28 protein-coding genes and 1 tRNA gene are annotated in these 23016 nt (G+C 70.4%); 14 read left to right on the forward strand and 15 right to left on the reverse strand.

What is annotated here, in order from left to right; translation table 11 throughout:
• Window positions 1-9: 9 nt before the first annotated feature.
• Window positions 10-1512, reverse strand: a complete 1503-nt coding sequence (locus FVE25_RS11935) for a carotenoid oxygenase family protein (RefSeq protein WP_157246464.1) — start codon at window positions 1510-1512, stop codon at window positions 10-12.
• 31 nt (window positions 1513-1543) lie between these two features.
• Window positions 1544-2197, reverse strand: coding sequence for a TetR/AcrR family transcriptional regulator (locus FVE25_RS11940; protein ID WP_219825432.1), 654 nt, complete (start codon window positions 2195-2197; stop codon window positions 1544-1546).
• Window positions 2198-2383: 186 nt separating this feature from the next.
• Here FVE25_RS11940 and FVE25_RS11945 point away from each other — a divergent pair, with 186 nt between their 5' ends.
• From FVE25_RS11945 to FVE25_RS11955, 3 genes are all read left to right on the forward strand, one after another.
• Window positions 2384-3115 (forward strand): HAD family hydrolase, encoded by a 732-nt coding sequence (locus FVE25_RS11945; RefSeq protein ID WP_157246465.1) that lies wholly within the window; start codon window positions 2384-2386, stop codon window positions 3113-3115.
• A 437-nt stretch (window positions 3116-3552) separates the two neighbouring features.
• Window positions 3553-3804, forward strand: coding sequence for a hypothetical protein (locus FVE25_RS11950; protein WP_157246466.1), 252 nt, complete (start codon window positions 3553-3555; stop codon window positions 3802-3804).
• Window positions 3797-4198: a hypothetical protein gene (locus FVE25_RS11955; RefSeq protein WP_157246467.1), complete on the forward strand. Its 402-nt coding sequence runs from the start codon at window positions 3797-3799 to the stop codon at window positions 4196-4198. Before FVE25_RS11950 ends, FVE25_RS11955 begins: the two co-directional genes overlap by 8 nt.
• A gap of 484 nt (window positions 4199-4682) precedes the next feature.
• Here the strand turns inward: FVE25_RS11955 and FVE25_RS11960 are convergent.
• Window positions 4683-4755, reverse strand: a tRNA-Ala gene (locus FVE25_RS11960).
• Window positions 4756-4833: 78 nt separating this feature from the next.
• On the opposite strand from FVE25_RS11960, the gene FVE25_RS11965 reads away from it, so the two are divergent.
• Complete coding sequence (locus FVE25_RS11965) at window positions 4834-5715, forward strand: RNA polymerase sigma-70 factor (protein ID WP_157246468.1); 882 nt, start codon at window positions 4834-4836, stop codon at window positions 5713-5715.
• A 48-nt stretch (window positions 5716-5763) separates the two neighbouring features.
• Here the strand turns inward: FVE25_RS11965 and FVE25_RS11970 are convergent, their stop codons facing one another.
• From FVE25_RS11970 to FVE25_RS11995, 6 genes are all read right to left on the reverse strand, one after another.
• Window positions 5764-6282, reverse strand: a complete 519-nt coding sequence (locus FVE25_RS11970) for a Clp protease N-terminal domain-containing protein (protein WP_157246469.1) — start codon at window positions 6280-6282, stop codon at window positions 5764-5766.
• Window positions 6283-6287: 5 nt separating this feature from the next.
• The gene (locus tag FVE25_RS11975) at window positions 6288-6503 is read right to left on the reverse strand and encodes a helix-turn-helix domain-containing protein (protein WP_157246470.1); all 216 of its coding nucleotides are present in this window, start codon (window positions 6501-6503) and stop codon (window positions 6288-6290) included.
• Window positions 6504-6535: 32 nt separating this feature from the next.
• On the reverse strand, window positions 6536-7369 hold the full coding sequence (locus FVE25_RS11980) for an alanyl-tRNA editing protein (protein ID WP_157246471.1): 834 nt from the start codon (window positions 7367-7369) through the stop codon (window positions 6536-6538).
• Window positions 7366-8616 carry a CynX/NimT family MFS transporter gene (locus tag FVE25_RS11985; protein WP_157246472.1) on the reverse strand — a complete coding sequence of 417 codons (1251 nt, stop codon included), beginning with the start codon at window positions 8614-8616 and terminating at the stop codon, window positions 7366-7368. The genes FVE25_RS11980 and FVE25_RS11985 overlap by 4 nt, the downstream gene beginning before the upstream one ends.
• Before the next feature lie 95 nt (window positions 8617-8711).
• On the reverse strand, window positions 8712-9092 hold the full coding sequence (locus FVE25_RS11990; RefSeq protein ID WP_157246473.1) for a hypothetical protein: 381 nt from the start codon (window positions 9090-9092) through the stop codon (window positions 8712-8714).
• Complete coding sequence (locus tag FVE25_RS11995; RefSeq protein ID WP_157246474.1) at window positions 9089-9454, reverse strand: hypothetical protein; 366 nt, start codon at window positions 9452-9454, stop codon at window positions 9089-9091. The genes FVE25_RS11990 and FVE25_RS11995 overlap by 4 nt, the downstream gene beginning before the upstream one ends.
• A gap of 113 nt (window positions 9455-9567) precedes the next feature.
• Between FVE25_RS11995 and FVE25_RS12000 the strand changes: the two genes are divergently transcribed.
• Window positions 9568-10062 (forward strand): 2-thiouracil desulfurase family protein, encoded by a 495-nt coding sequence (locus FVE25_RS12000; RefSeq protein WP_157246475.1) that lies wholly within the window; start codon window positions 9568-9570, stop codon window positions 10060-10062.
• Here FVE25_RS12000 and FVE25_RS12005 read toward each other — a convergent pair.
• Genes FVE25_RS12005 through FVE25_RS12015 form a run of 3 tightly spaced genes read right to left on the reverse strand, consistent with a single transcriptional unit; the run spans window position 10038 to window position 11393 of the window.
• Window positions 10038-10397 (reverse strand): hypothetical protein, encoded by a 360-nt coding sequence (locus FVE25_RS12005; RefSeq protein ID WP_157246476.1) that lies wholly within the window; start codon window positions 10395-10397, stop codon window positions 10038-10040. The genes FVE25_RS12000 and FVE25_RS12005 overlap by 25 nt on opposite strands.
• Window positions 10398-10431: 34 nt before the next feature.
• Complete coding sequence (locus FVE25_RS12010) at window positions 10432-11031, reverse strand: TetR/AcrR family transcriptional regulator (protein ID WP_157246477.1); 600 nt, start codon at window positions 11029-11031, stop codon at window positions 10432-10434.
• Window positions 11031-11393 (reverse strand): hypothetical protein, encoded by a 363-nt coding sequence (locus tag FVE25_RS12015; RefSeq protein WP_157246478.1) that lies wholly within the window; start codon window positions 11391-11393, stop codon window positions 11031-11033. The genes FVE25_RS12010 and FVE25_RS12015 overlap by 1 nt, the downstream gene beginning before the upstream one ends.
• 111 nt (window positions 11394-11504) lie before the next feature.
• Between FVE25_RS12015 and FVE25_RS12020 the strand changes: the two genes are divergently transcribed.
• From FVE25_RS12020 to FVE25_RS12045, 6 genes are all read left to right on the forward strand, one after another.
• Entirely contained in the window at window positions 11505-12182 is a 678-nt protein-coding gene (locus FVE25_RS12020; protein ID WP_157246479.1) for a response regulator transcription factor, read from the forward strand.
• A complete protein-coding gene (locus FVE25_RS12025) occupies window positions 12179-13474 on the forward strand; it encodes a sensor histidine kinase (protein ID WP_157246480.1) in 1296 nt (431 codons plus the stop codon). Before FVE25_RS12020 ends, FVE25_RS12025 begins: the two co-directional genes overlap by 4 nt.
• Before the next feature lie 51 nt (window positions 13475-13525).
• The gene (locus FVE25_RS56250) at window positions 13526-14509 is read left to right on the forward strand and encodes a lytic polysaccharide monooxygenase auxiliary activity family 9 protein (protein ID WP_181019540.1); all 984 of its coding nucleotides are present in this window, start codon (window positions 13526-13528) and stop codon (window positions 14507-14509) included.
• Between the two features lie 232 nt (window positions 14510-14741).
• Window positions 14742-16112 (forward strand): Dyp-type peroxidase, encoded by a 1371-nt coding sequence (locus tag FVE25_RS12035; protein ID WP_157246481.1) that lies wholly within the window; start codon window positions 14742-14744, stop codon window positions 16110-16112.
• Between the two features lie 70 nt (window positions 16113-16182).
• On the forward strand, window positions 16183-17979 hold the full coding sequence (gene nhaA, locus FVE25_RS12040; protein WP_157246482.1) for a Na+/H+ antiporter NhaA: 1797 nt from the start codon (window positions 16183-16185) through the stop codon (window positions 17977-17979).
• 60 nt (window positions 17980-18039) lie between these two features.
• Window positions 18040-18420 (forward strand): hypothetical protein, encoded by a 381-nt coding sequence (locus tag FVE25_RS12045; RefSeq protein ID WP_157246483.1) that lies wholly within the window; start codon window positions 18040-18042, stop codon window positions 18418-18420.
• Here FVE25_RS12045 and FVE25_RS12050 read toward each other — a convergent pair.
• Window positions 18417-19172, reverse strand: a complete 756-nt coding sequence (locus FVE25_RS12050; protein ID WP_157246484.1) for an SDR family oxidoreductase — start codon at window positions 19170-19172, stop codon at window positions 18417-18419. The two genes, FVE25_RS12045 and FVE25_RS12050, sit on opposite strands and share 4 nt — an antisense overlap.
• Before the next feature lie 74 nt (window positions 19173-19246).
• Here FVE25_RS12050 and FVE25_RS12055 point away from each other — a divergent pair, with 74 nt between their 5' ends.
• Entirely contained in the window at window positions 19247-19603 is a 357-nt protein-coding gene (locus FVE25_RS12055) for a hypothetical protein (RefSeq protein ID WP_157246485.1), read from the forward strand.
• Here FVE25_RS12055 and FVE25_RS12060 read toward each other — a convergent pair.
• Window positions 19600-20049, reverse strand: a complete 450-nt coding sequence (locus tag FVE25_RS12060; protein WP_157246486.1) for a hypothetical protein — start codon at window positions 20047-20049, stop codon at window positions 19600-19602. The genes FVE25_RS12055 and FVE25_RS12060 overlap by 4 nt on opposite strands.
• 46 nt (window positions 20050-20095) lie before the next feature.
• On the opposite strand from FVE25_RS12060, the gene FVE25_RS12065 reads away from it, so the two are divergent.
• Both FVE25_RS12065 and FVE25_RS12070 read left to right on the forward strand, forming a co-directional pair.
• Window positions 20096-21064, forward strand: a complete 969-nt coding sequence (locus tag FVE25_RS12065; protein ID WP_157246487.1) for a helix-turn-helix transcriptional regulator — start codon at window positions 20096-20098, stop codon at window positions 21062-21064.
• Between the two features lie 37 nt (window positions 21065-21101).
• Window positions 21102-22076 (forward strand): hypothetical protein, encoded by a 975-nt coding sequence (locus FVE25_RS12070; protein WP_157246488.1) that lies wholly within the window; start codon window positions 21102-21104, stop codon window positions 22074-22076.
• Here the strand turns inward: FVE25_RS12070 and FVE25_RS12075 are convergent.
• Complete coding sequence (locus FVE25_RS12075; protein WP_157246489.1) at window positions 21972-22913, reverse strand: GNAT family N-acetyltransferase; 942 nt, start codon at window positions 22911-22913, stop codon at window positions 21972-21974. The genes FVE25_RS12070 and FVE25_RS12075 overlap by 105 nt on opposite strands.
• Between the last annotated feature and the right edge of the window lie 103 nt (window positions 22914-23016).

Consider the following 23016-nt stretch of genomic DNA (forward strand, 5'->3'; position numbering starts at 1 on the left):
CACGCGCGCTCACGTGGCGATGCGCGTGGTGAAGGCGCCGTGGAAGCTGCCCGGGATGTGGAACGGCAGCCACGCCTCCGCCACCGGGCCGTCGGCGAGGTGCTCCGCATCGAAGATCATGAGGCTGCTGCGATGCTCCTTCTGGTGGTAGCCGATGGTGAGCACCCACCCGTCGCCCTCGGGAGAGTCGGGCGCGCGGGGCACGAAGACCGGCTCGGCGAGGTCGTGGCCCTCGGGACGGAACGAGTCCGTCGTGCTGTCGCGGTGATCGAACCGGGCGACGCCGGCGCCCAGGCCGACGCCGGAGCTGCCGAGCGCCGCCGCGAAGGTGACGTGATGACGCTGTGTCGCGAATCGCTGGTCGAACTGGGGAAACTCGCAGGGCACGTCGCCGGCGTCCTCGAGGGTCACCTTGCCGGAGGCGCTGATCCGGTAGCGGGTGAGGACGCTCTTCGACGGCACCGTACCCGTGCGGACGTTCCTCATCCACGCTTTCACGGCGGGGAACGTGTCGGGGGCGAAGCGTGGGAGCTCGACGATGACGTCGTTGCCCTCGTCGTAGGCGTTGGTGAAGTGGAAGAGGAAGAACGGGTCGGTCTCCACCGTCCGGACCGGACCTCCGTCGCGGGGCACCAGGATGAACCGGGCGGGCGTGTTCCGCTTCAGCCTCATGGCGTCCATGCCCGATGCGCTGCCGAGCGTCACCGCGGCGAAATCGAAGCACACCGGAGTCTCCGCGAAGATCGCGTATCGCGGGGTGAGCGCCATGTCGTGTATCCAGGAGAACGTCGCCATCGGGACCGAACCAAGGTACCGCGTGACGCCGTACCGATCGGTTTCATAGAGCCGGAGCCGGATCCGCGGCCGGACTTCGCCGAGCAGCTCCCGCACCCTGCGCCGCCACTCGACGCCGTCGCGCGCCCCCTGGAGGTAGGCGAGATCCATCCGGGGCATATAGGGGTCGACCCCGAAGTTCACCACGGATTCCGACGCCGGATCCCAGCAATAGTGGGCCGAGTACGGCCCGAGCGGCCCCTTGAGCGCTCCGTTCAGGTCGGTCATGCCCAAGGTGTCGAGGGTGTCGATGTCGAGCTCGTACGGCCGGCCGCCTTCCCACAACGCGAAGAGTCGCTCGCCCTGGATCAGCACGTTCGTGTTCGCCGGGTTGCCCAGACGTCGCAGCACGTTCTTCGGGATTCCGCCGGGGAGCCGCTGCCCGGAGGTCAGGTTCACCAGGCGCCCGGCCAGGTTGCCCTGCAGATACTGCTCCGTGCGGACATACCGGTTCCGGAAGCGCACGCTCGACCCATCGAGGATGAACGTGCCGATCATGCCGTCGGGGTCCAACAGGCAGTCGAGCTGAGTCGACCCCACCTCCCATCGGCCCGGGCCGTTGCGATACAGCGTGCCGCGCAACTCCGGGGGCAGGGTGCCGGTGATCTCGACCAGGGAAATGTCGACCTCGCCCGGGACCGGCTCCCAGAACCGTTCCGGCGCATGCGTCATCGTCATAAAAGACAGTGTGTCTTTTTCTGAGAGTCTGTCAACCTTCGGCAGCCCGGACGTCCAGCCAGCCGGGGGGAAGCGCCGCGCCGCCGTCCCAGAACAGATCGGTGAGATGCTCGACCAAAGCGTCGCGCGACATGGCGTCCTCGCGCAGCCACCACTCCACCGCCGCGGCCATCGACCCCACCATCGCCCGCGCCCACGGCGCCGCCGGCGCCGGATCGGCGCCCGAGGCCCGCAGGGTCGACCGCAGCAGCGACTCCAGCGAGGCGCTCACCACATCGAACAACCCCCGATCCGGCCCCTCGTCGGTCAGCGGATGCCGGCTCAGCACCCGGTACAGGTGCGGCTCGGCCTCCACCCACCGGCACAGCACGTCGAGCGTGACCCGGAACCTCCCGCGCGGCTCCGCAACCAGGCGCATGCCGTCGGCGATGGCGGCGTAGATACGCTCGGCATGCCGTTCACTGAGCGCCGTGAGCACGGACGCCCGGTCGGCGAACATCGCATACAACGCGGACCTCGCATACCCGGCTTCGCGTGCGATGTCGGCCATCGAAACCGCCGGTCCTCTTGCCCGGATCGCTCGCTCCGCGGCGTCGAGCAGATCCGCCCGCCGCTGCTCAACCGTCACACCGGGGCCCGGCGGCCGGCCCCGCTCACGCCGGCCCGCCTGTTGCTGACTATTCACGACCTCATCGTAGAAGTGACCTTGCCCTTGGCGAGGTTTCCGCCTTGGTCACGCAGAACGCGATGGATCTCGGCGGCGTCGGCATGGTGACTCTCTGCCTTCGAAGCCCTTCACCGGCCGCAAGATCAGCCAGCCGAGCCATCTCGCCTCTGGCGTCAGGCAGAGACACCACGACATGATCACCCCATGGCGGACGTGATTTTCTTCGACCTGGACGGCACCCTGGTCGATCATCGAAGCGCAGTCTGGGAAACGATCGGCCAGATCGTCCGGGCAGCACCGAACGCGACGGCTCCGCCGGAGGAACTGGTGACGTTGTGGTGGACGCTGGAAGGACGCCACATGCGGGAGTACCTGGCCGGTGAATGCTCCTTCGCCGAACATCACCGCCGCAGGCTCCGCGCCTTCCTGCCCATGCTCGGCGAACCGGTTCCGGAAGCCCCCGACCTCCTGGACGCCTGGATCACCGAGCGCTACCTCACCCCGTTCGCGGAGTCCTGGCGGTGCTACCCCGACGTCCAGCCCTGCCTGGAGACCCTGAAGCGGCTTCCCCAAGGACCACGCCTGGCCGTTCTCACCAACGGAGACCCCGGGCAGCAGCGCGCCAAGCTCGCCCGCTTCGGCCTCCTGGAGTACTTCGAAGCCGTCCTGACTCCAACTGAGTTGGGCGCGGCCAAGCCCGCCGCCTACGCCGGCGCCTGCCGGTGGATGCGGACGGACCCCAAGAAGGCGGTCAACGTGGGCGACATGCTGGAAAGCGATGTGACCGCCGCCGCCCACGCCGGGCTCACCGGCATCTGGCTGGACCGCGGCATCGACTTCGTCACCGGCGACCCATCGCCGACGGCAGACGGGACGATACGCCGCATCGAACGCCTCACCGACCTCCCCGGCCACCTGTCATACGCAACCGCCTGACCACACCAAGCTCGTCCCGGGGCAAGCATCATGGCCGGGCTCCTGGCGTCCGGGAGCGGATGCCAGGTTGGGTGCAAGGCTCCGGGTGCGGGCAACCGAGGGCCGATCCACGCCCCGGCCTAGCCAGAAGCACAGGAACCTTCACGCGCGATGCGCGCCTAAGGTGAAAGATCTTGCTTGTGGACCTCATCACCGCTTACTCGAACTCGGCGCTCCAGGTGCCAGAGCTGCGTCAGATGATCGAAAGGGCCGACGTCTCCAGAGGCGAAGGGATCTGAGGGCCCAAGAGATGTTGCACAGCCGGACACCTCGCCCGGCACCCAGGCACTCAAGGTCATACATACGCCCCGTGAAGCAGCCAAGATCACCTCACATCCCTTCACGTCTTCCTACTTCACTAGGAACAGAAGTTCCTAGTAGGCTAGACTAACAAGATCATGAGCGAGAATGTCCCCCCACACTTCCGCGCTACGGCCGAGGTCAACGCCATCGTCGCAGCCGCCGGGGCAACCGCTGATTGGTTGTTCCACAACAAACGCGAGACCTGTGCCGTGGTGGTCATCAGACATGGCAAGCGGTCGGCAATGGTCTACGTCCCGGCGAACCCAGACGCTCGCCCGGCCGCCTACCTTGAGGCACTGGCAGATCTGCGAGCCGCCATCGAAGACTTGGAGAACAATCATGACTGAGCCCATCACCTACACGGTCACTTTCGAAGAGGGTGGCTGGACCGCCCGAGACCACTCAAAGCGAGTGCGCGGCGTGGCCGTGGCCAGCAATCTGACCCAGTTGGAGCGGGAGTTGGAAGAGGCTCACGAATGGGCCTGGCCCGAGAACCCGCCACCCGTCAAGCTCATCCTTGATCTGCCCGGCGAATTGACGGCCAAGGTGAAAGCTTGGCGCGACGAGCGGAGGCTGGCCGAACTACACGCGGCCCGTAGCCTGGAAATGGGAGAAGAAGTCGTCGCCGAGCTGACGGCGCGCTGGTCAGAGCCCGACACAGCACGAATCACCGGCCTGTCCAAGCAGCGGGTACACCAACTGAAAAAGTCGTACCAGTCGAAATCCAAAGCAGACGCGTGAATGTATGGGCTATGTCCCGGACGACCGACTCGGATCGCGGTTCCGTCGCTTGACGCAAGCCGGGCAAGACCACCCAACGCTCGGCGACGCGGCGTCTAATCGACCGGAGTGCCGCGAGCGCCAGGGACAAACGTTGATCTCGAATGCCCACCAAACCGGATCAAGTCCACCCGGGCTGATTCACAACTCCCTTGCGGGCTCACACTCACCCCACGCGCAAGCCGCGTCGAAGTCGCGCACGGTTCGAAGCGCCCGAGCGAAGCGAGGACCGCAGACCAGGGCGGGCTCCAACGACCCAACCACCTAGCCGGGCAACGGGTGGGACCCGAGAAGACGGCCCGACCGAAGGGAGGCCCGACAGGGGTCGGGGCCGCGCCCCGACTGGAAGAACGCGCGGAGCGAAGAGGAGCACCGTGCTTGTAAACCCCGGGAAAACAGCCTTGCCCCCCACGCCCGAAGGGCGCAGAGGGCAAGACCATGCTTGTGGAGCTATGGGGATTCGAACCCCAGACCTCTTCCATGCCATGGAAGCGCGCTACCAACTGCGCCATAGCCCCTCGCGGTACGTTCATAAGTGTATCGGAACTCCAACGCGCTCACGTCACGCCGAACGCCGTGTGATACCTCTACTTGCTATGTTCGAGGAGCATCGTCACCTTTTGACCGGAGTCGCCTACCGCATCCTGGGTAGCCTGGCTGATGCGGAGGATGTGGTTCAGGAGGCGTGGCTGCGCTGGTCAGGGGTGGATCAGGCCACCGTGGACGATCCGAAGGCTTACCTGGTGCGGGTGACGTCCCGGCTGGCGATCGATCGGCTCCGGTGGGCCAAGTCGCGGCGGGAATCGTATGTGGGGCCCTGGTTGCCGGAACCCATCGCCACGGCTCCCGATGTCGCCGAGCATGTGGAACTGGCCGAATCGGTTGAGCTGGCCATGCTGGTGGTGCTTGAGACGCTGTCGCCTCTGGAGCGGGCGGTGTTCGTGTTGCGGGAGGCGTTCGATCTGCCGTTCTCCGAGATTGCGGAGATCATCGGGCGGGCCGAGCCCGCGACCCGGCAGTTGGCGCGGCGGGCGCGGGATCATGTTCAGGAGAAGCGGCCTCGGTTCGAGACCGACCTGGACGAGCGGCGGCGCATGACGGAGCGGTTCATCAATGCCTCGGCCGGCGGTGATCTGGATGCGCTGATCGCGATGTTGTCGAAGGACGTCACGCTGGTCAGCGATGGTGGCGGCAAGGCTCGGGCGCCGCTCAGGGCGCTTCTGGGTGTGGACAATGTCACCCGGTTCCTCGCCGCCATCACCAGGCCGGAGGAGATCGCGAAGTTCGCCGCCTCGCTGGGGATGGCGGGAGATCTGGAGGTGGGGTTCCGGATCACCGAGGTCAACGCGGCTCCGGCCGCGGTGGTCAGCTTGGGCGGGCGGGTGATCTCCGTCCTGTCGCTGGTGATCATCGACGGCAAGGTCGAGACCATCTATCTCATGGCAAATCCGGAAAAACTCGGACGACTCAGCCCCTGACCGCCCACCACTCCCACCCCGGGTCCCGGACAGCCTTGAGGTTCCGTCTCAGGCTCTGGTCGGCATGCCCACCTCTCCCACCAGGGCCCGGACGTTAACTCCGACGCCCTGGAGGTGGCGGGCGGCCCCGTTCCGCCCGTCCGCCAGCAGCCCCCAGACCAGCCCCTCCCCCGTGACCAGCCCGGAACCACTCCACGCAGCCACCTCGACGACCTTCCTGGCACCCCCGCTCAGGACGACCTCCCCCCGTGGCCCATAAAGCACCACCCGCAACGGCCGCACAACGGATCGCCGCAGCCGCCAGTCACCGGCATCGTCGCGGGTGCGCCGCCGTACCTCGTCGAGGTCGATGCCGAGCCCGGCCAGCAGGGCCCGGGTGTCGCGTACGGCCAGCCGCGCTCGTAGCGCCGCCGGCGTCGCCGTGAAGGCCGGCAGTTCAAACGGCCGGGTCTCGGCCAGCGCCAGCAGCAGCATGTCGGTGGTGAGCCGGGCCTGGCCGGCCTCCAGGGCGAGGGTTCCGGCGGTGATGAATGCCTGGCGCGCGGGTTCGGTGAACCTGTGGAACATCGCTGCTACCTCCCGATCCGGCGGGCGTGCTTGCGGTGTGCGGTCTGCCGTCGTACGCCGAGGGCGTCGGCGATCTGCTCCCACGACCAGCCGCTCGCCCTGGCGTTGGTGACGTGCACGGCTTCGAGCTCTTCCAGCAGGGCCCGCAGTGCGGCGACGGCTTGCAGGCCGGTTCCGTGGTCGCGGTCGGCGGCGGCCTGAGCAAGCTCGGTGACGTCCATATCTGTCAGCATAAGCTGACAAATCCGATTTGTCAGCTCATGCTGACACTCGTGTGCATCGTCAACCCCTGCTCCACCGGAGTCAGCGTCACGGTGACGGCCCCGAGCTCGCCGGTCCGCCCCACGTGCGTGCCGCCGCACGGAATCGACGCCTCGCCCTCGGGAAGGGCGCAGTGCCAGGTACGGCGGGCCGTGAGCCCCGGAGACGGAACATCCACCCAGACCGGCACGTCAGCCGCCACCCACGCCTTGAGCTGGTCGTTCACCCGGGCCGCCACGGCATCCGGGTCCAGGTCGTCAGCCGTGAACCCCTTCTTGCGCAACGACTTGCCCAGCCGGTACACGTCCTCGCTGCCGTAGGCGAGAATCCGGGACGAGGTGATCGCGCTCTGGTCGAAGTCCGGATGCCCGAGAGCGTCCAGCCGGGTCTCCTTGCGCCACAGGCCGGCCAGGGAGGCGTTGAGCGCCAGCGCGGCCAGATGACAGGCGGTGTGCCCGGCCGACAACGCGGCCCGGTAGCCGGCGTCGACCTCGAGCTCCACCTGCGCGCCGACGGCCAGAGGCGTCTCGGTGACGTGGACGACCAGCCACTGCCATCCGTCGTCGCCCCGCCGTACCGGAATGTCCGAACCCAGGAAGACCTCGCCCCCGTAAGCACCGGACGAACCAGCGGTCACGCAGTCGACGACGGGCAGGCCGCCGATCGTGCCGCGGTCGGCGGGCTGGTCGGGCCAGGTGTGGTCGAGCGGGTGGAAGGGGGTTTGAGCGACGACGAGGCCGTGCCGGTCCCCCACCGGCACGGCCCCGACGATCTCCGAACGGCCGTTGACCTGGCCGTTCGGGAAGGTGACAAGGGTGGATTTCACCCCTTGATTGTCTCAGGCAGCCGCTCCCGGACGGCCTTGGGCAGGCGCTCGTCCTCCAGGTAGCGGTTGCGCCCGGCGTACAGGCCCGTGAAGAGCTGCAGGACGAGGACGCCGAAGATCAGCGCGTACGGCAGGGCCCACCCGCCGGTCGTCTGGTGGAGGACGCCGACGACCAGGGGGCCGGCGCCGGCGATGAGGTAGCCGGCGCTCTGCCCGAAGGCGGACAGGGCGGCGGTGGCCTCCGGGGTGCGGGTGCGCAGGGCGAGCATCATGAGCGCCAGCGGGAAGGAGCCCATGCCGACGGCGACGAAGACCACCCACACGAGCGCGGTCGAGGCGGGGGCGAACCAGAGGCCGGCGAAGCCGATGACGTAGGCGACGACGAGGCCGACCACGACGGGGCGCTGGTCGCCGAAGCGGGAGGCGACGGCCGGGACCAGCATGGAGACGGGGATGTTCAGCGCGGTGAACACGCCGAGGATCATGCCGGCCTGGCCGGTGGTGTAGCCGCTGTCGGTGAGGATGGTGGCGAGCCAGCCGAACATGATGTAAGCGATCATCGACTGGGTGCCGAAGTACAGGGCGACCATCCAGGCCAGCTTGCTCCTGAGCAGGCGCTTCGGCCCGGCGTCCGCGCTGCCGGCGGTGCGCTCGGGCTCGCTGCGCAGCAGCGCCAGCCACGGGATGACGGCGATGGCGGCCAGCGCCGCCCACACGCCGAGCGCGATGTGCCAGTCTCCGCCGGCGGCCCGCTCGATCGGCACGGTGGCCGCCGCCGCGAGCATGGTGCCGGCGGCCAGGGAGGTGGTGTAGACGGTGGTCATGATCCCGGTCTTGGCCGGGAAGTGGCGCTTGATCAGCGTCGGGATGAGGACGTTGCCGATCGCGCCGCCCGACAGCGCGACGGCGCTGGTCAGCAGGAAGATCGGCGCGGACTCGACGAGGCTGCGCACGAGCAGGCCGACGCCCAGGAGAACCAGGGCGAGGACGAGCAGCCGGTGCTCGCCGAGCCTCCTGGCCATGGCCGGGGTGACGGCGCCGACGGTCGCGAACGCGAGCACCGGTAGGGTGGTGAGCAACCCCGTTCCCACGCTGGACATGCCGAGGCTGCCGGCCAGCTGGTCGAGGAGGGGTCCGACGCTGGTGACGGCGGTGCGCAGGTTGAGCGCCGCGAGGACGATTCCCAGCACGAGCAGCCAGGCGAGGGGTGCGGTTCTGCCTCTGGACTCTTGGGCCACCACGCTCATGCCGGGAAATCCTCCAATCATGGGACGAATCAACGTGCACCATAACAGGACCAAAAGTCGGCTTTATTCCTGACCGTTAAGAGAAGAGACCCGGCTCACACCGGCCGGCGACGCAGCCAGAACAGCCCGACCAAGGGCAGCACGAGCGGGATGAACAGATACCCGCGCCCGAACGCCGACCACACCGTGTCATGCGGGAACGCCGCCGGATCGGCCAGGCTCACCGTGCCCACCACCAGCACGCCGGCCAGCTCGATGACCAACGACACCAGCGCCAGCCGCCGCGCCCCGCGCCACAGGGCCACGGTCAGCAGGATGTAGACCGCCGCCGCGAACGCCGACAGCGAGTAGGCCAGCGGCGCCTCGGCGAACCGCCCCGCGATCTGCACCGTCGCCCGCGCCCCCGCGGCCAGCGCGAAAAGCCCGTAGACGGCGATCAGCACCCGCCCCGGACCGGTCCCGAGCGGTGTGCTCACGCCTGCCCCTGCCAGATCTGCACCAGCCGGGCGGTCATCACCGCGATCGCGAACCCGGCCACCGCCAGGATCCCCGGCCCCCACCGGCTCCGCTCGGCCAGCGCCAGGAAGACCCCGGCGGGCGGGATGATCGCCTCCCCGCCGAGATAGCCGAAGAGCGTCCCCTTGGACACGTGCGCGCCCTCGCCGCCGGCCACCGCCGCGATCACGAACCCGGCCTGCACCAGGACGGCGAGCTCCAGCACGCCGAACCCCACCAGCAGCACCATCCCCATGGCCCGGTTGCGGAACGCGCTGACCAGGCTCGCCAGCATCAGCAGCACGGCGAGGGCGATGACGACGGTGGCGACGGTGGTGTTCATCGCGGAAAAGGCTACCGCCGCCCATCGACGGTCCGCCCGGCGACGCCGCACAAGCCCGCCCCGCCGTGCAAGCCGCAAACCACCCGTGCCGAAGGCCGCATAGGATCGGCCACGTGGAAAGGATCCTCGTCAGCGCCTGTCTCATGGGCCGCAAGGTGCGCTACGACGGCGGTGCCAAGACCAGCGCCGACGCCCACCTGGCAGCCTGGCGTGAGGAGGGCCGCCTGGTGGTGTTCTGCCCGGAGGTCGAGGGCGGCCTGCCCACCCCGCGCCCGGCCGCCGAGATCGAGGGCGGGGCCGGCGGCGACGCCGTGCTCTCCGGCGCGGCCCGCGTCCTGACCACCGAGGGCGGCGACGTCACGGCCGAGTTCCTGTCGGGCGCCCAGGCCGCGCTCGCCGTCGCCCAGTCCTTCGGCGTACGGCTGGCGGTCCTGAAGGAGGGCAGCCCGTCCTGCGGTCCGTTGTCCATCTACGACGGCACGTTCCGCGGCAGGCGCACCCCCGGCCACGGCGTCACCGCCGCGCTGCTCGGGCTCCACGGCATCAAGGTGTTCTCCGAGGAGCACATCCCCGAGGCCGCGTCCTACTTGCGGTCCCTGGAGGCGTAGAGCGCGCCGCCCAGCCCGAGCGCCAGCAGCACCGCCATGACCCGGTGATACCACTCGGTCAGCGGCGGGCTCTCCCCCGGTGACAACGCCAGCGCGAGCACCCCGAGCAGCACCCCGCCCAGCGCCCCCGCGTAGGCGTACGCCAGCCCGTTCCACGCCCAGGGCGCGATCCTGATGGCGCCGTACCCACCGGCCAGCAGCCCGCTGCCGCACACGATCTCCACCACGACGGCGGGGGCGATCACCGGCTGCCCCCAGATCCCGCTGTGCAGCGCCGCGAACCCGAACATCACCGCCGCCAGCACCACGGCCATCACACCCAGCGCTTTCCACATGCTTCCACGCTGCCACCGGGACGGCGGGGCCGAATCATCCCCCGGAAGGCGTCGGCGCTACATCCGCGGCGGTAGCCAGCATCTTGCGCACCACGGCGATCACCGCGTCGATGGTCACCTGCGCCTCGTCCTCGGACTCGCAGGCCGCCACCTCCCGCCCCGACTCGCCCATGACCGTGGTCAGCAGCACCACGAGCACGTGGCTCTCCCGGCTGTCGTCGAGGCCGAGCAGCCGCTTGTTGCCGCCGATCCAGTCCCAGCCGCGCTGGCGCCGCAACGTGGTGAACTCCGCGGGCCCGTCGTTCTCCAGGAACAGCCGGGCCACGTCCCGCTGCTCCCACGAACCCTCCAGATAGGCCCGCGCCCCGGCCAGGAACCGCTCGGTGGTCCCCTTGGCCGCCTTGGCCGCCTTGGCGGTGCGGTCCTCCTGGTTGCGCATGAACTGCTCCCACAACGCCAGGAACAGCCCCGGTTTCCCGCCGAAGTGGTGATAGAGGCTCCCGACACTGATCTTGGAGGCGTCGACGATGTCGGCCACGGTGGCCTCGCCGTACCCCTTGGCCAGGAAGACCTGCCGGGCCGTGCTCAGCAGCACCTCGCGGGTGGTGCTCGACCGGCTCCACTTCCTGCTCATCAGTACTCCCAGGTGTCGGTACGCCGCTCGTGACCGATGCAGAACACGGCCGAGCCGCGCTCCCCCTGCACCAGATCTACCCGGATCCAGCTGTCGGCGCGGCTCACCTTGGCCGTGTAGCCGCCGTTGGGCGTGGCCGAGATGAGTTTGCAGCCGTTCGCGCCGATGGTGAACGCGACCTCGCCGCCCTTGACGGTGATCACCTTCAGGTCCCCGCGGGGGCGCGGCGTCTTTTTCTGCGTACGGCGGGGCGTGGGCGCCGGCGTGGCCGAGGGGGTCCTGGTCGCCGAAGGGCTCTCGCCCGGCGGGCTGACCGTCATCGGCTGGACGCGGACGTCGTCCACGAACTCGTTGCGTAACACGTCGCGAACACCGAACCATGCGACGGATATGGCCACTGCGGTAGCACCGCACCACGTGGCAACATATCTAAGTGTTCGCCGCATGGGTTGCATTATGTACGGTAAGGCGCCATGGCGACGGTACTCGTAGTCGAAGACGATGACTTCGTCCGGTCGGCGATGATCCGCGAACTCGACCGGCGCAACCATGCCGTCCGCAGCGCGGGATGCGCGCTCGACGCCCTGAGGGAGATCGCCCAGAGTCCGCCCGACGCCGTCATCCTCGACCTCGGGCTGCCCGACCTCGACGGCTCAGAGGCGCTGCGGATGGTGCGCGGCATCTCCGACGTGCCGGTCATCGTGGCCACGGCCCGCGACGACGAGGCGGAGATCGTCCGGCTGCTGGAGGCGGGCGCCGACGACTACCTGGTCAAGCCCTTCTCCGGCGACCATCTGGGCGCCCGGCTGGATGCGGTGCTGCGCCGCGCCAGGTCGGCGCCGGCGCCGCAGACCCTGCGCGTCGGCGAGCTGGTCATCGACGTCAACCGGCGCGAGGCCACGCTCGAGGGGGCGGCGCTGTCGCTGACCCGGCGCGAGTTCGACCTGCTGGCCTACCTGGCCGCCCGCGCCGACCGGGTCGTGGCCCGCAAGGAGCTGCTGGCCGAGGTGTGGCAGCAGTCCTATGGCGACGACCAGACCATCGACGTGCACCTGTCGTGGTTGCGGCGCAAGCTGGGCGAGAGCGCCGCCAAGCCGCGGTACCTGCACACGGTCCGCGGCGTGGGCGTCATGTTGTCCGCCCCGCGATGAGGCGGACGCTGGCGGTCCTCATGGTGGCCGTCACCTCGATGGTGGCGCTCGCCTTCCTCGTGCCGCTGGCGCTCATCGTCAGGGAGACCGCGCAGAGCCGGGCGCTGGCCGAGGCGGAACGGCAGGCGTCCTCGCTGGTGCCGGTGCTGGCGCTGACCACCACGGCCGGCGACCTGGGCCTGGCCATGGCGCGCACCGCCGCGGGCCGGCGCGGCCATCTGGCCATCCACGTCGGCGGCAGCCGTACCTCGGGCACCAGCCGCGCGCCCGCCGCCGAGGTGGCCAGGGCCGCCTCCCAGACCCGGGCCAGCACGATCGAGCTGAAGAGCGGCTACGTGCTGCTGCGCCCGGTCGCGCTGGAGGGCGGCAGGAGCGCGGTCGTCGAGGTGTTCGTGCCCGCCGCCGACCTCAACCGGGGCGTCTTCTCCTCCTGGGCGGTGCTGACCGGCGTGGCCGTGGTGCTGGTGATCGGCTCGGTCGTGGTCGGCGACCGGCTGGGCGCCCGGGTGGTGCGCGCCACCCGGCGGCTCGGCAGCGCCGCCACCGCGCTCGGCGATGGCGACCTGGCCGAGCGCATCCATCCCGACGGGCCGCCCGAGCTGGTGGCCGCGGCCACGGCGTTCAACGCGATGGCCAACCGGGTCACCCAGTTGCTGACGGCCGAGCGTGAGATGGCCGCCGACCTCTCCCACCGGCTGCGCACCCCGCTGGCCGGGCTCCGCCTCACCCTGGAGCAGCTCGGGCCGCAGGCGGAGGCGAGCAAGCAGGCGCTGACCCGGCTGGAGGGCGAGGTGGACGCGATCATCTCCGCGGCCCGCCGGCCCCAGCGCGCGGCCACGTTCTGCGACGCGGCGGAGGTGCTGCGCGAGCGGCTGACGTTCTGGTCGGCGCTGGCGGAGGACCAGCAGCGGCCGTGGCAGCTGATCGGCGCCACGCTGCCGGTGCGGGTACCGGTCCCGGCGGGCGAACTGGGCGCGACCGTGGACGCGCTGCTGGGCAACGTCTTCCGGCACACCCCCGAGGGGAGCGCGTTCACCGTGACCCTGCACGAGGGCAAGGACTCGGTCGGCATCCTCATCGCCGACGCGGGCCCGGGCATCAGGGACCCCGAGACCGCGATCGAGCGGGGCGCGAGCGGTGCCGGCTCCACCGGGCTCGGCCTGGACATCGCCCGCCGCCTGGCCGAGTCGACCGGCGGCACGCTGCGGCTGGACCGCTCGGCGCTCGGCGGCGCCCAGGTGCAGATGTGGCTCAGAATCCGCGCCTTGAAAAAGCCCCTAAGGCGGCCTTAACGGCGACATAAGTACGAAATTTCCGGCCGGTGCCTGGTCCATGGTGACTGCATGCAGATCAACCGCAAGGCACTCGCCGCCCTCTCCCTAGCCACCCCCACGCTGCTCGTGCTCACCCTGGCCCCCGGTACGGCCGGCGCGCACGGCACCATGAACAACCCGCCGAGCCGGACGATGGTCTGCTACGCCGAGGGCCCCGAGGCTCCGAAGTCCGATGCCTGCAAGAAGGCCGTCCAGGTGGGCGGCACCCAGGCGCTGTACGACTGGAACGAGGTCAACATCGGCACCGCCGCGGGCCGCCACCGCGAGCTCATCCCCGACGGCAGGCTCTGCAGCGCGGGCCGCGACAAGTACCGCGGCTTCGACCAGGCGCGGGCCGACTGGCCGGCCACGACGATGAGTTCGGGCGCGAAGCACACCTTCAGGTTCCGTGCCACCGCGCCCCACCGGGGCACCTTCGAGCTGTACCTGACCAAGGACGGCTACAACCCGGCCCAGCCGCTGAAGTGGTCCGACCTGGAGGCCAAGCCGTTCCACACGCAGAAGGACCCGGCGCTGTCCGGCGGCTCCTACGTCATGGACGCCCAGCTCCCGGCCAAGAAGGGCCACCACCTGATCTACGCGGTCTGGCAGCGCAGCGACAGCCCCGAGGCGTTCTACTCCTGCTCCGACGTGGTCTTCGGCGGCGGCAACGACAACCCCGCGCCCACGCCGTCCGGCACCCCGACGGCCACCCCGAAGCCCACCCCCACGCCGACGACGCCCGGCGCCTCCCTTGAGGCCGTCGACGCCGGCGTCGGCGTCGCCCCGGCCGCCGTGCGCACCGGGGCCCAGGTGAAGGTGACCGCGGTGTGCGCCTCCGGCGTGCGCGCCGTCGCCTCCCAGGCGTTCACCCCGGTCCGCACGCCCGCCCCCGCCGGGGCCACCGCCTGGACTCCGGCCCTGAAGGCGGCCAAGGCGGGAGCCTTCCCGGTGATCGTCACCTGCAAGGACGGCGGTAGCGCCCGCACGAAGCTAACTGTCACAGCCCCCTGATTGGGGCACCCCCCACTCCGGCCGCCCCAGACACCCCGCGGGGCGGCCGGAGGTTTTTTCGGGAAATCTGGATTATCTGCAACTTTTCGCGGTCCTCGGGAGTCGTAATGAACAGGGGCGCGTTGGTGACGGGGAATTGGACTGGCGCACAGACAGCCGCACTGTGAGTGCAATGTCCTTACTGACGCGTGTATAGGGGGCCCTTTCGACACGACGGGGAAAGGACCGGCACATGCCTGTCGACCTGACCAATGCACAACCCCTGGCCTGGGATTCGGCCACGCTCGACGCCGACACGAAGGCGATGCTCGACAATCTGCAGCCCAACATCCTGCGCGCGCACGTCCGCGAGTATCTGACGGTGTTGTTCGTGCGCTTCAACGATGTCGCGGAAGGCAAGCGGTTTATCAGGCACGTCGCGACCAAGCACATGAAGTCGGCGAGGAAACACCTGGAAGAAGTACGCGCTTTCGCCGGGGAACGGCGGCCTGGCACGCCGTACGTGGGAATCGGCATCAGCAAGGCCGGCTACCGCGACCTCGGCCACACCGTGGAGGACGTGCGGCGTTTCGGGGACAAGGGCTTCCGCGACGGCATGAAGCGCCGCGTCGCCCTCGTCGACGACCCGCCCGTCGAGCAGTGGGAGAACACCTACCAGCGCGAGATCCACGCCGTCATCCTCATCGGCGACTCCCGCCCGGAGCCGGTGGAGCGGATGCGGCACGAGATCGTCAGTGGCCTTCCGGACAGCGCCCGGCTGCTCGGCGAGGAGACCGGCAAGGGCATGCGCAACCCGGCCGGCGACGGCATCGAGCACTTCGGCTACGTGGACGGCCGCAGCCAGCCGCTGTTCCTCGCCGACGAGGTCGCCCAAGAGCCCAAGGAGCACTGGAACCCCGCCTTCCCGCTCGGCAACATCCTGGTCGCCGACCCGTTCGCGCCGAACCCGGCCCGGCACTTCGGCAGCTACTTCGTCTTCAGGAAGCTGGAGCAGAACGTCAGGGCGTTCAAGGAGATCGAGCAGGATCTCGCCGACTCCCTGGGCCTCACCGGCAAGGATCGCCCGCGGGCCGGCGCGATGCTGGTCGGCCGGTTCAAGGACGGCACGCCGGTGACCATGCGGGCGACGGCAGGCGGCGGCCCGGTCGTGAACGACTTCACCTTCGACGCCGACGACGGCTCCAAGTGCCCGTTCAGCGGGCACGTCCGCAAGACCAACCCGCGCTCGTTCGGCCGCAATGTGCTGATGGCCCGCCGCGGTCAGACGTACGGCGAGCGCACCGACGAGCCGTGGGACGACGCTCCTCCGGAGACCCGGCCCACCGGGGACGTCGGCCTGCTGTTCATGGCCTTCAACTCCAGCCTGATCGACCAGTTCGAGTTCACCCAGCAGTCGTGGGCCAACAACCCGAACTTCCAGGTGGACGGCACCGGCCACGACCCGGTGATCGGCCAGGGCGCCCGGGACGTCAAGGTCACGTGGCCGAAGGCGTGGGGTAAGCCGGCGCAGTCCGAGCCGCAGCCGCAGGTGGCCCAGACGGTGACGATGCGCGGCGGCGAGTACTTCTTCATGCCGTCCCTGGCCTATCTCCGCAACCTCTGACGGCTTTCGCCCGGGGCCGTAAACCCCGGGCGAGAGGCCGACCTTAGGATCATCCCGGGGGGAGTCCGGGATGATGCGCGCGTTTCTGAAGACCGAGGCGGGCAGCACGAGCGTGCTGCTGGCGGCGACCGTGGTGGCGCTGCTGTGGGCCAACTCCCCCTGGGGCGGCACCTACGAGAGCTTCTGGCACACCGAGGCCGGCCTGTCGTTCGGCGCCAGCGAGTTCAGCCTCGACCTGCGGCACTGGGTGAACGACGGCCTCATGACGATCTTCTTCTTCGTCATCGGCCTGGAGATCTCCTACGAGGTACGGCTCGGCCAGCTGCGTGACCGGCGCCTGGTGGCCGTCCCCGCGGTGGCCGCCCTGGGCGGGATGCTGGTGCCGGCGGCCGTGTTCCTGGCCTTCAACGCCGGCGGCCCGGCGGCGGGCGGCTGGGGTGTGCCCATCGCCACCGACACCGCGTTCGTGCTGGGCCTGCTGGCGGTGGTCGGGGCTCGCTGCCCCGATCCGCTGCGGGCGTTCCTGCTGACGCTGGCGATCGTCGACGACGTCCTGGCCATGATGATCATCGCGATCTTCTACACGGCCCACCTGTCGCTGCCCGCGCTGGTCGTGGCGGGGCTGCTGCTGGCGGCGATCGTGACGCTGCGCTGGCTGAGGATCTGGCGGGCGCCGGCCTACATCGTGCTCGGGTTCGCGTTGTGGGTGGCGACGCTGGAGAGCGGCGTCCACCCCACGCTCGTCGGGATCGCGCTCGGGGTGCTGGTGTTCGTGTACGCGCCGAGCGACCACAAGCTGCTGCGCGCGGGTGAGGCGGTTCAGCAGTTCACCAGCGAGCCGTCGGCCAGCGCGGCGCGGGAGGCGGCCCGGTCGGTGCAGCGGGCGGTGTCGGTCAACGAGCGCCTCCAGCTCCGGCTGCACCCGTGGAGCAGTTACGTGATCGTGCCCATCTTCGCGCTGGCCAACGCGGGCGTCCGGCTCGACGCCGAGACGTTGCGCGCGGCGCTCACCTCGCCGGTGTCGCTGGGCATCGCGCTCGGGCTGGTGCTGGGCAAGTTCGCCGGGATCTCGCTCGGCACCTGGATCCCGCTGCGCTTCAACTGGGGCGTGCTGCCGGGCAACCTGGTCTGGGGGCAACTGCTCGGCGGCGCGGCGGTCTCCGGCATCGGGTTCACGGTCGCGTTGTTCATCGTGGACCTGGCCTTCGACGACCCGGCCATCGCCGCCCAGGCCAAGATCGGCATCCTGGCGGGCTCACTGATCTCGGCACTCCTGGGCTGGATCGTCTTCCGGCTGGTCTGGGACCGGGGCGGGGTCTGCGCGCCGCCGGAGGCCGAGCCGGAGGAGGATCTTCCCGAGCTGCTGGCCGTACCCGTGGGGCCCGACGATCACGTGCGCGGGCCGGACGACGCGGCGGTGACGATCGTGCAGTACGGCGACTTCGAGTGCCCCTACTGCGGCCGGTTGCACGGGGCGCTGCGCGAGCTGCTCGACCGGAGCCCGGACGTGCGGCTGGTCTTCCGGCACTTCCCGCTGCGGACGATGCACCCGAGGGCGGTGGCCGCTGCGCTGGTCGCGGAGGCGGCGGCCGACGCGGGCCGGTTCTGGGAGATGCACGACATCCTCTACGACAACCAGCGGTACCTGACCGATGAAGATCTGGGGCACTACGCGGCGGAGCTGGACGTCCAGCCGTGGAAGGACGTGCCCCGGCATCGGCGGCGGATCGCCGCGGACGAGCGGTCGGGGCACGACAGCGGGGTGCGCGGGACGCCCACGCTGTTCGTCAACGGGGTGCGTTACCAGGGAGCCCTGGATCCGGCGTCGATCGCCCGGGCGGTGGAGGATGCCCGGATATCCCCATAAGGTCGTTTCGGCCACTTCTACAGATAGGGCGTGATGATGGACCTGGGCAATGTGTTCTACATGTTCTTTAACCTGATCACGATCGTGGCGTTCGTCGTGGGCGCGGTCCTCTGCGGGAGAGCCAAGCGCGACCACGGCAAGGCGGCCACCCTGGGCATGATCGGCTGCCTGCTGCTGGTGCTGAGCGTCCTGGTGCGGACGCCGACGATCTTCGCCATCGACTTCCAACGGGACCTCGGCCTCAGCGCCGCCTCGTTGGGCGTCATCTTCGCCGTCGTCGGCCTCCTCGAGACTATCTTGCTCCTGGCCGGCTTCGCGCTGCTGGTAGCGGGCGTCGTCGCGCGCCGCGGCCCGCGCCCCCAGCCGCCCGCCCCGCCCCAGGGTTACGGGTACGGCCAGCCCGCCCCTCCGCAGGGCCCCGGGTACGGCCCGCAGCGCTAGCCCGCCAGGTACTCCGCCCAGGTGATCTTCCCGGACGGCCGGGCGGCGGTGGTGAGGTACCCGGCCCGGAAGGCGCGTCCCAGCTTGCCCGGCACCCGCACCCGCAGCACCGGCCGCCGACCCCGGGCACGCTGCCAGGCCGCCAGCGCCCCGCCCAGGTCGAGCACCTCGGGCCCGCCGTACTCCAGGACGTCCAGCGCGGGCCCTTCGGAGACCCGCGCGGCCAGTTCACCCGCCACGTCGCGCACGTCCACCGGCTGGGCGGTGATCCCGGCGTCGGCGACCAGGAAGCCGGAGCGCGCCACCCCCTTCAGCGCCTGGTCGACGAACTCGTGGAACTGCGTCACCCGCAGGATCGTCCAGGGCACGCGACCGGCCCGGACCAGGTCTTCGGCGGCCAGCTTGGTCGCGAAGTATCCCCACGGGATCCGGTCCACGCCGACGATCGAGGTGTAGACGAGATGCCGCACCCCCGCCTCCCGCGCGGCGGCCAGCAGGCGGCTCGTGCCCTTCAGTTCGACCTCACGGGTATAGCGGCCCCGGTAAGGGGCAGAGGCCAGGTGCAGGATCGTGTCCGCCCCGGTCACGGCCGCGGCCAGCCCGTCGCCCGTGGTGAGGTCGGCGACCATCCACTCGACGTCGCCGCCCGAGCGGGGGCTCCGGCTGATCGCGCGCACCTCGGCGCCGGCCAGCCCGGCGAGTACGGCCCGGCCGAGGCGGCCACTTGCTCCGGTTACCACGATTCTCGTCATGCCATCCAGACGAGGCACCCTCGGCAAATGTGACAATGGCAGGAAATATCATCAGCGTGACTCTCGGGGAGATCATGACTCCACCACAGCAGGGCCCGCAGCATCCCGACCCCGACCAGACCGTGCGTCACCGCTGGCCGACCCCGCAGTCCCCGACGGGGCCGCGGACCTGGCCGCCGCAGCAACAGCCCGGCCCGCGGCCCCAGGCGCCTCCGCCGCAGCCGCCCCACGGGCAGGACGACCTGGACAACCTCGGCATCGGCACCGTGCGCCTGCCGTACACGCCCGACATGTTCCCCGACGTGGAGCAGTACGAGGCCAAGCCCCCGCGGTCGGCCTGGTGGTGGGTGATCGTGGCGGGCGGGCTCGTGCTGCTGGTCGCGGCGCTGGCGATCGGCGTGGTGCTCTGGGTCCGGAGCAGCGGCCTCTAGGCCCTGGTCAGCTCCATGATCCAGTTGGTCTCCCAGGTCTGCTCCCCGTCGACCGAGAACGCCTGCTCCCAGCGCGCCTCGTCGTCGCCGATCCGCGTCCAGATGAAACGGCAGCGGACCGGCGTCCCCTCGTGCTGGTCGTCGCCGTAGAACTCACCCCGGTCGCCCTGCCAGGTGCCGCGCATCGGCGGGTCGAGGCGCCCGGTCCTGCTGTCGGCCCAGTAGATGGACCATTCCCCGCGTTCCCGGTCGAACAGCCGGAGCGTCAGCCCCGTGAAACCCTTGACGGGGAAGTCGACCTCGTCGAAGTGCGCCCCGCCGGAGAAGTGACTGCTGGCGAACGTCCGGCCGGGGAACTCCTCCCACTCGTCGCTGCCCGCGAGCCGCTTGACGAGACGGCGGTTGCGGACGTTCCAGGCGCCGGTGAAGAAAGCGAAATCGTTCATGGCCCGGGACGCTATGGCCCCCTCACTGACACCTATTGTCAGTGACATGCGTGCTTCCCGGCTGATGTCGATCCTGCTGCTCCTGCAGACGCGCGGGCGCATGACCGCGCAGGAGCTCGCCGAGCGTCTCGAGGTCTCCGTGCGCACGATCTACCGCGACGTGGAGTCCCTGCACGCCGCGGGCATCCCCTTGTACGGCGACGCCGGCACCAACGGCGGCTACCAGCTCCTCGACGGCTACCGCACCCGGCTGACCGGCCTGACCACCGACGAGGCCGAATCGCTCTTCCTGGCCGGGCTCCCGGGGCCGGCCGCCGAGCTCGGCCTGGGCGCGGTGGTCACGGCGGCGCAGCTCAAGCTCATGGCGGCGCTCCCCGTCGAGCTGCGCGACCGGGCCGGCCGCGTGCGCGAACGTTTCCATCTGGACGCGCCCGCCTGGTACCGCGAGCGTGACCCGCTGCCGTTCCTGCCCGCCGTGGCCGACGCCGTCTGGCGCGACCGGGTGCTCGACGTGCGGTACAAGAGCTGGAAAGGCGAGGTGACCCGGCGGCTGGAGCCGTACGGGCTGGTCGTGAAGGCGGGCCGCTGGTATCTCGTGGCCCGCTGCGGGGAGAGCGTGCGCACCTACCGGGTCTGGCAGATCCTCGACCTGGCCGTGCTGGAGGAGGAGTTCGCCCGGCCGGAGGGCTTCGACCTGGCCGCCCACTGGCAGGAGTACCTCACCGAGTTCGAGGCGCGCCTGCGCCGCGGGGAGGCGGTGGTACGGCTGACGCCGCGCGGGCTGGAGCGGCTGCGGGACCTGATGACGCCCGGCGTGGCCGGGGCGGCCGAGCGGACCGCACAGCCGTTGCCGGACGGCCGCAGCGAGGTGACGCTGCCGATCGAGTCGGTGGAGCACGCGCTGGGCGAGTTCCTGCGCCTCGGAGGCGACGCCGAGGTCCGCTCGCCGCCGGAGTTGCGCCGGCGCATGGTGGAAACCCTGGAGGAGCTGACTGCCCGCTATCGCGAGGATTGAGGGGGTATGAGGCTTATAGCCCTGCGAGGAGCCTCCCATGGACCTCCACGACCGCCTCCACGACCGGCTGCTCGTCCAGCTGTCCACCCGCGACGTCTACGACGCCCGCGTGCTCGGCGGTCAGCCGCAGTCGGGGCTGGTCTTCACCGGGCAGGCGGCGCACGACGCGGTCAGGATGGTCCGCCGCCAGGGCTACGCCGGCCCGGTGCTCGCCGACCGCCGCCGTTACGCCGGCTCCGGCCGGGTCAGCGGTACGGCGGGCCTGTCCGCCCACTGGATCGCCGACCAGGTCGAGGCCAGGGTGACGATCCCGCTGACCGACTCCGGCTACATCGGCAGGAACGACACCCGGGCGCTGCGCACGATCCTCGACCAGGCGAGCCGGTGGGACGAGGTCGTGGCGGTGCTCCCCCTGCACGCCGACTGGCTGGGGCCGGATCTGCCCGCGCTCACCGCGGCGATCGCCGGCTACGGCGGGCCGGTCGCCCTGGTGGCCGAGGACGCCGCCGCCGGCGCCCGGCCGGAGGCGTTCCGGCTGGGGCTGCCGCTGCTGTCGGCGGGCGCCGAGGCGCTGGGCGCGCTGGCACACGGGGCGCCCTGGGCGGCGGTCGGCGTCCGGGAGGTGCTGCGCCACCTGTACCCCGAACACCCGGAGCCGCCGCCGGTTCGCGGCGGCTGGCGGCGCGGCGGGGCCAGGAACGCGCTGGTGCCGGAGCGGCTGGCGTTCGTCCCGGTGGAGCGGCTGCCGGAGGACCCCTGCCCGTGCGCCACCTGTCACGGCCGGCCGTTACGCCGCCTGGCCGGGGCGGGCGAGCTGGAGGTCAACACCCACAACGTCACCGTCCTGCACCGGCTGCACGCCCGGATGTCGCGGGCGCAGCATCGAGCGCGCTGGTGGGAGGAGCGGCTACACGCCCCGCCGCATCACGTGGAAGCGGCGGGTGACCGCGTAGCCCGCCCTGGTGTACAGGCGGGCGGCGGGGCCGGTCTCGCCGGTCCAGAGGAACCATGAGGAGTGCAGGCCCTCGGCGCGCATGGCGGTCATGGTGAGGTGGAGGAGAATCGTGCCGAGACCGGTGCCGCGCTCGCCCGGGTCCACGCCGAAGGGGCCGAAGCGCTCGGGTATGCCGCGGTAGGCGGCGTAGGCGGAGAACCCCACCACCTTGTCCCGAAATTTCGCGATAAGGATGCGTTCGGGGGAGGTGTGGTGACGGATGGCCTCGCCCCAGTCGGGGTTGAAGGCGTCGGCCGCGAAGCGGATCAGCTCGGGCAGTTCGCCGTCCGAGGGGCGGCGGAAGCCGTACCCCTCGCTCTCGCGCTTCTCGCGCAGGACGTGCACGTCGGGCGGGCAGGCGTAACCCACGAGCGTGCGATCCATCGCGACCGGCGAGTACAACGCGGTGAAGCCCACCTTCTCCAGCAGCGCGAACCCGGCGGGGTAGAGCTCGGCGTCGGCGCCCGGCAGCACGTAGTTGGGCGTGTAGGAGGCGAAGTCCACCCGGGTGCGGCCGTGCCCGCGCAGGAAGGCCAGGGCCTCACCCAGCAGCCGCCGCCCGAGCCCGGAGCCGCGGTGGCCGGGTGCCACGAAGAAGAACGGGATCCACCCGCTCTCCGGCTCCAGTCCGGTGCCCGGCGCGAGCGGGGTCAGGCGGCGCACCGCGTAGGCGCAGCCGACCACCCGGCCGCCGGCCACGGCCACGCGCAGCCCCTCGGGGTCGAAGTTGGGGTCGAGCAGGACGCTGTCACGCAACCAGGCCGGGGTCGTGGGGTCGGCGGGGAGGCTGAGGTTCCAGCAGTCGATCAGCGAGGGCACATCTGCCGCGGCGAACGCGCGGATGGTCACCGGCATGCGCACGAGCATTCCGGCCGGCCCATGCGCGCGTCAAGATGATTTTCACCACGGCGGCTAGATTAGAAATTTTCTTTCATGAAAGATCCGCATGACGGCCTGC

Source organism: Nonomuraea typhae, assembly GCF_009760925.1.
GTDB lineage: Bacteria > Actinomycetota > Actinomycetes > Streptosporangiales > Streptosporangiaceae > Nonomuraea > Nonomuraea typhae.

Bases quoted from the DNA above. Each gene is read 5' to 3' on its own strand.
- FVE25_RS12060 (WP_157246486.1), bottom strand. From the start codon at position 20,049: ATGAACGATTTCGCTTTCTTCACCGGCGCCTGGAACGTCCGCAACCGC.
- FVE25_RS11945 (WP_157246465.1), top strand. From the start codon at position 2,384: ATGGCGGACGTGATTTTCTTCGACCTGGACGGCACCCTGGTCGATCAT.
- FVE25_RS11995 (WP_157246474.1), bottom strand. From the start codon at position 9,454: ATGAACACCACCGTCGCCACCGTCGTCATCGCCCTCGCCGTGCTGCTG.
- FVE25_RS12005 (WP_157246476.1), bottom strand. From the start codon at position 10,397: ATGTGGAAAGCGCTGGGTGTGATGGCCGTGGTGCTGGCGGCGGTGATG.
- FVE25_RS11975 (WP_157246470.1), bottom strand. From the start codon at position 6,503: ATGGACGTCACCGAGCTTGCTCAGGCCGCCGCCGACCGCGACCACGGA.
- FVE25_RS11935 (WP_157246464.1), bottom strand. From the start codon at position 1,512: ATGACGATGACGCATGCGCCGGAACGGTTCTGGGAGCCGGTCCCGGGC.
- FVE25_RS12070 (WP_157246488.1), top strand. From the start codon at position 21,102: ATGGACCTCCACGACCGCCTCCACGACCGGCTGCTCGTCCAGCTGTCC.
- FVE25_RS12020 (WP_157246479.1), top strand. From the start codon at position 11,505: ATGGCGACGGTACTCGTAGTCGAAGACGATGACTTCGTCCGGTCGGCG.
- FVE25_RS12025 (WP_157246480.1), top strand. From the start codon at position 12,179: ATGAGGCGGACGCTGGCGGTCCTCATGGTGGCCGTCACCTCGATGGTG.
- FVE25_RS12045 (WP_157246483.1), top strand. From the start codon at position 18,040: ATGTTCTTTAACCTGATCACGATCGTGGCGTTCGTCGTGGGCGCGGTC.
- FVE25_RS56250 (WP_181019540.1), top strand. From the start codon at position 13,526: ATGCAGATCAACCGCAAGGCACTCGCCGCCCTCTCCCTAGCCACCCCC.
- nhaA (WP_157246482.1), top strand. From the start codon at position 16,183: ATGATGCGCGCGTTTCTGAAGACCGAGGCGGGCAGCACGAGCGTGCTG.
- FVE25_RS12055 (WP_157246485.1), top strand. From the start codon at position 19,247: ATGACTCCACCACAGCAGGGCCCGCAGCATCCCGACCCCGACCAGACC.
- FVE25_RS11965 (WP_157246468.1), top strand. From the start codon at position 4,834: ATGTTCGAGGAGCATCGTCACCTTTTGACCGGAGTCGCCTACCGCATC.
- FVE25_RS11950 (WP_157246466.1), top strand. From the start codon at position 3,553: ATGAGCGAGAATGTCCCCCCACACTTCCGCGCTACGGCCGAGGTCAAC.
- FVE25_RS12075 (WP_157246489.1), bottom strand. From the start codon at position 22,913: ATGCCGGTGACCATCCGCGCGTTCGCCGCGGCAGATGTGCCCTCGCTG.
- FVE25_RS11955 (WP_157246467.1), top strand. From the start codon at position 3,797: ATGACTGAGCCCATCACCTACACGGTCACTTTCGAAGAGGGTGGCTGG.
- FVE25_RS12035 (WP_157246481.1), top strand. From the start codon at position 14,742: ATGCCTGTCGACCTGACCAATGCACAACCCCTGGCCTGGGATTCGGCC.
- FVE25_RS12050 (WP_157246484.1), bottom strand. From the start codon at position 19,172: ATGACGAGAATCGTGGTAACCGGAGCAAGTGGCCGCCTCGGCCGGGCC.
- FVE25_RS12065 (WP_157246487.1), top strand. From the start codon at position 20,096: ATGCGTGCTTCCCGGCTGATGTCGATCCTGCTGCTCCTGCAGACGCGC.
- FVE25_RS12010 (WP_157246477.1), bottom strand. From the start codon at position 11,031: ATGAGCAGGAAGTGGAGCCGGTCGAGCACCACCCGCGAGGTGCTGCTG.
- FVE25_RS11970 (WP_157246469.1), bottom strand. From the start codon at position 6,282: ATGTTCCACAGGTTCACCGAACCCGCGCGCCAGGCATTCATCACCGCC.
- FVE25_RS11985 (WP_157246472.1), bottom strand. From the start codon at position 8,616: ATGAGCGTGGTGGCCCAAGAGTCCAGAGGCAGAACCGCACCCCTCGCC.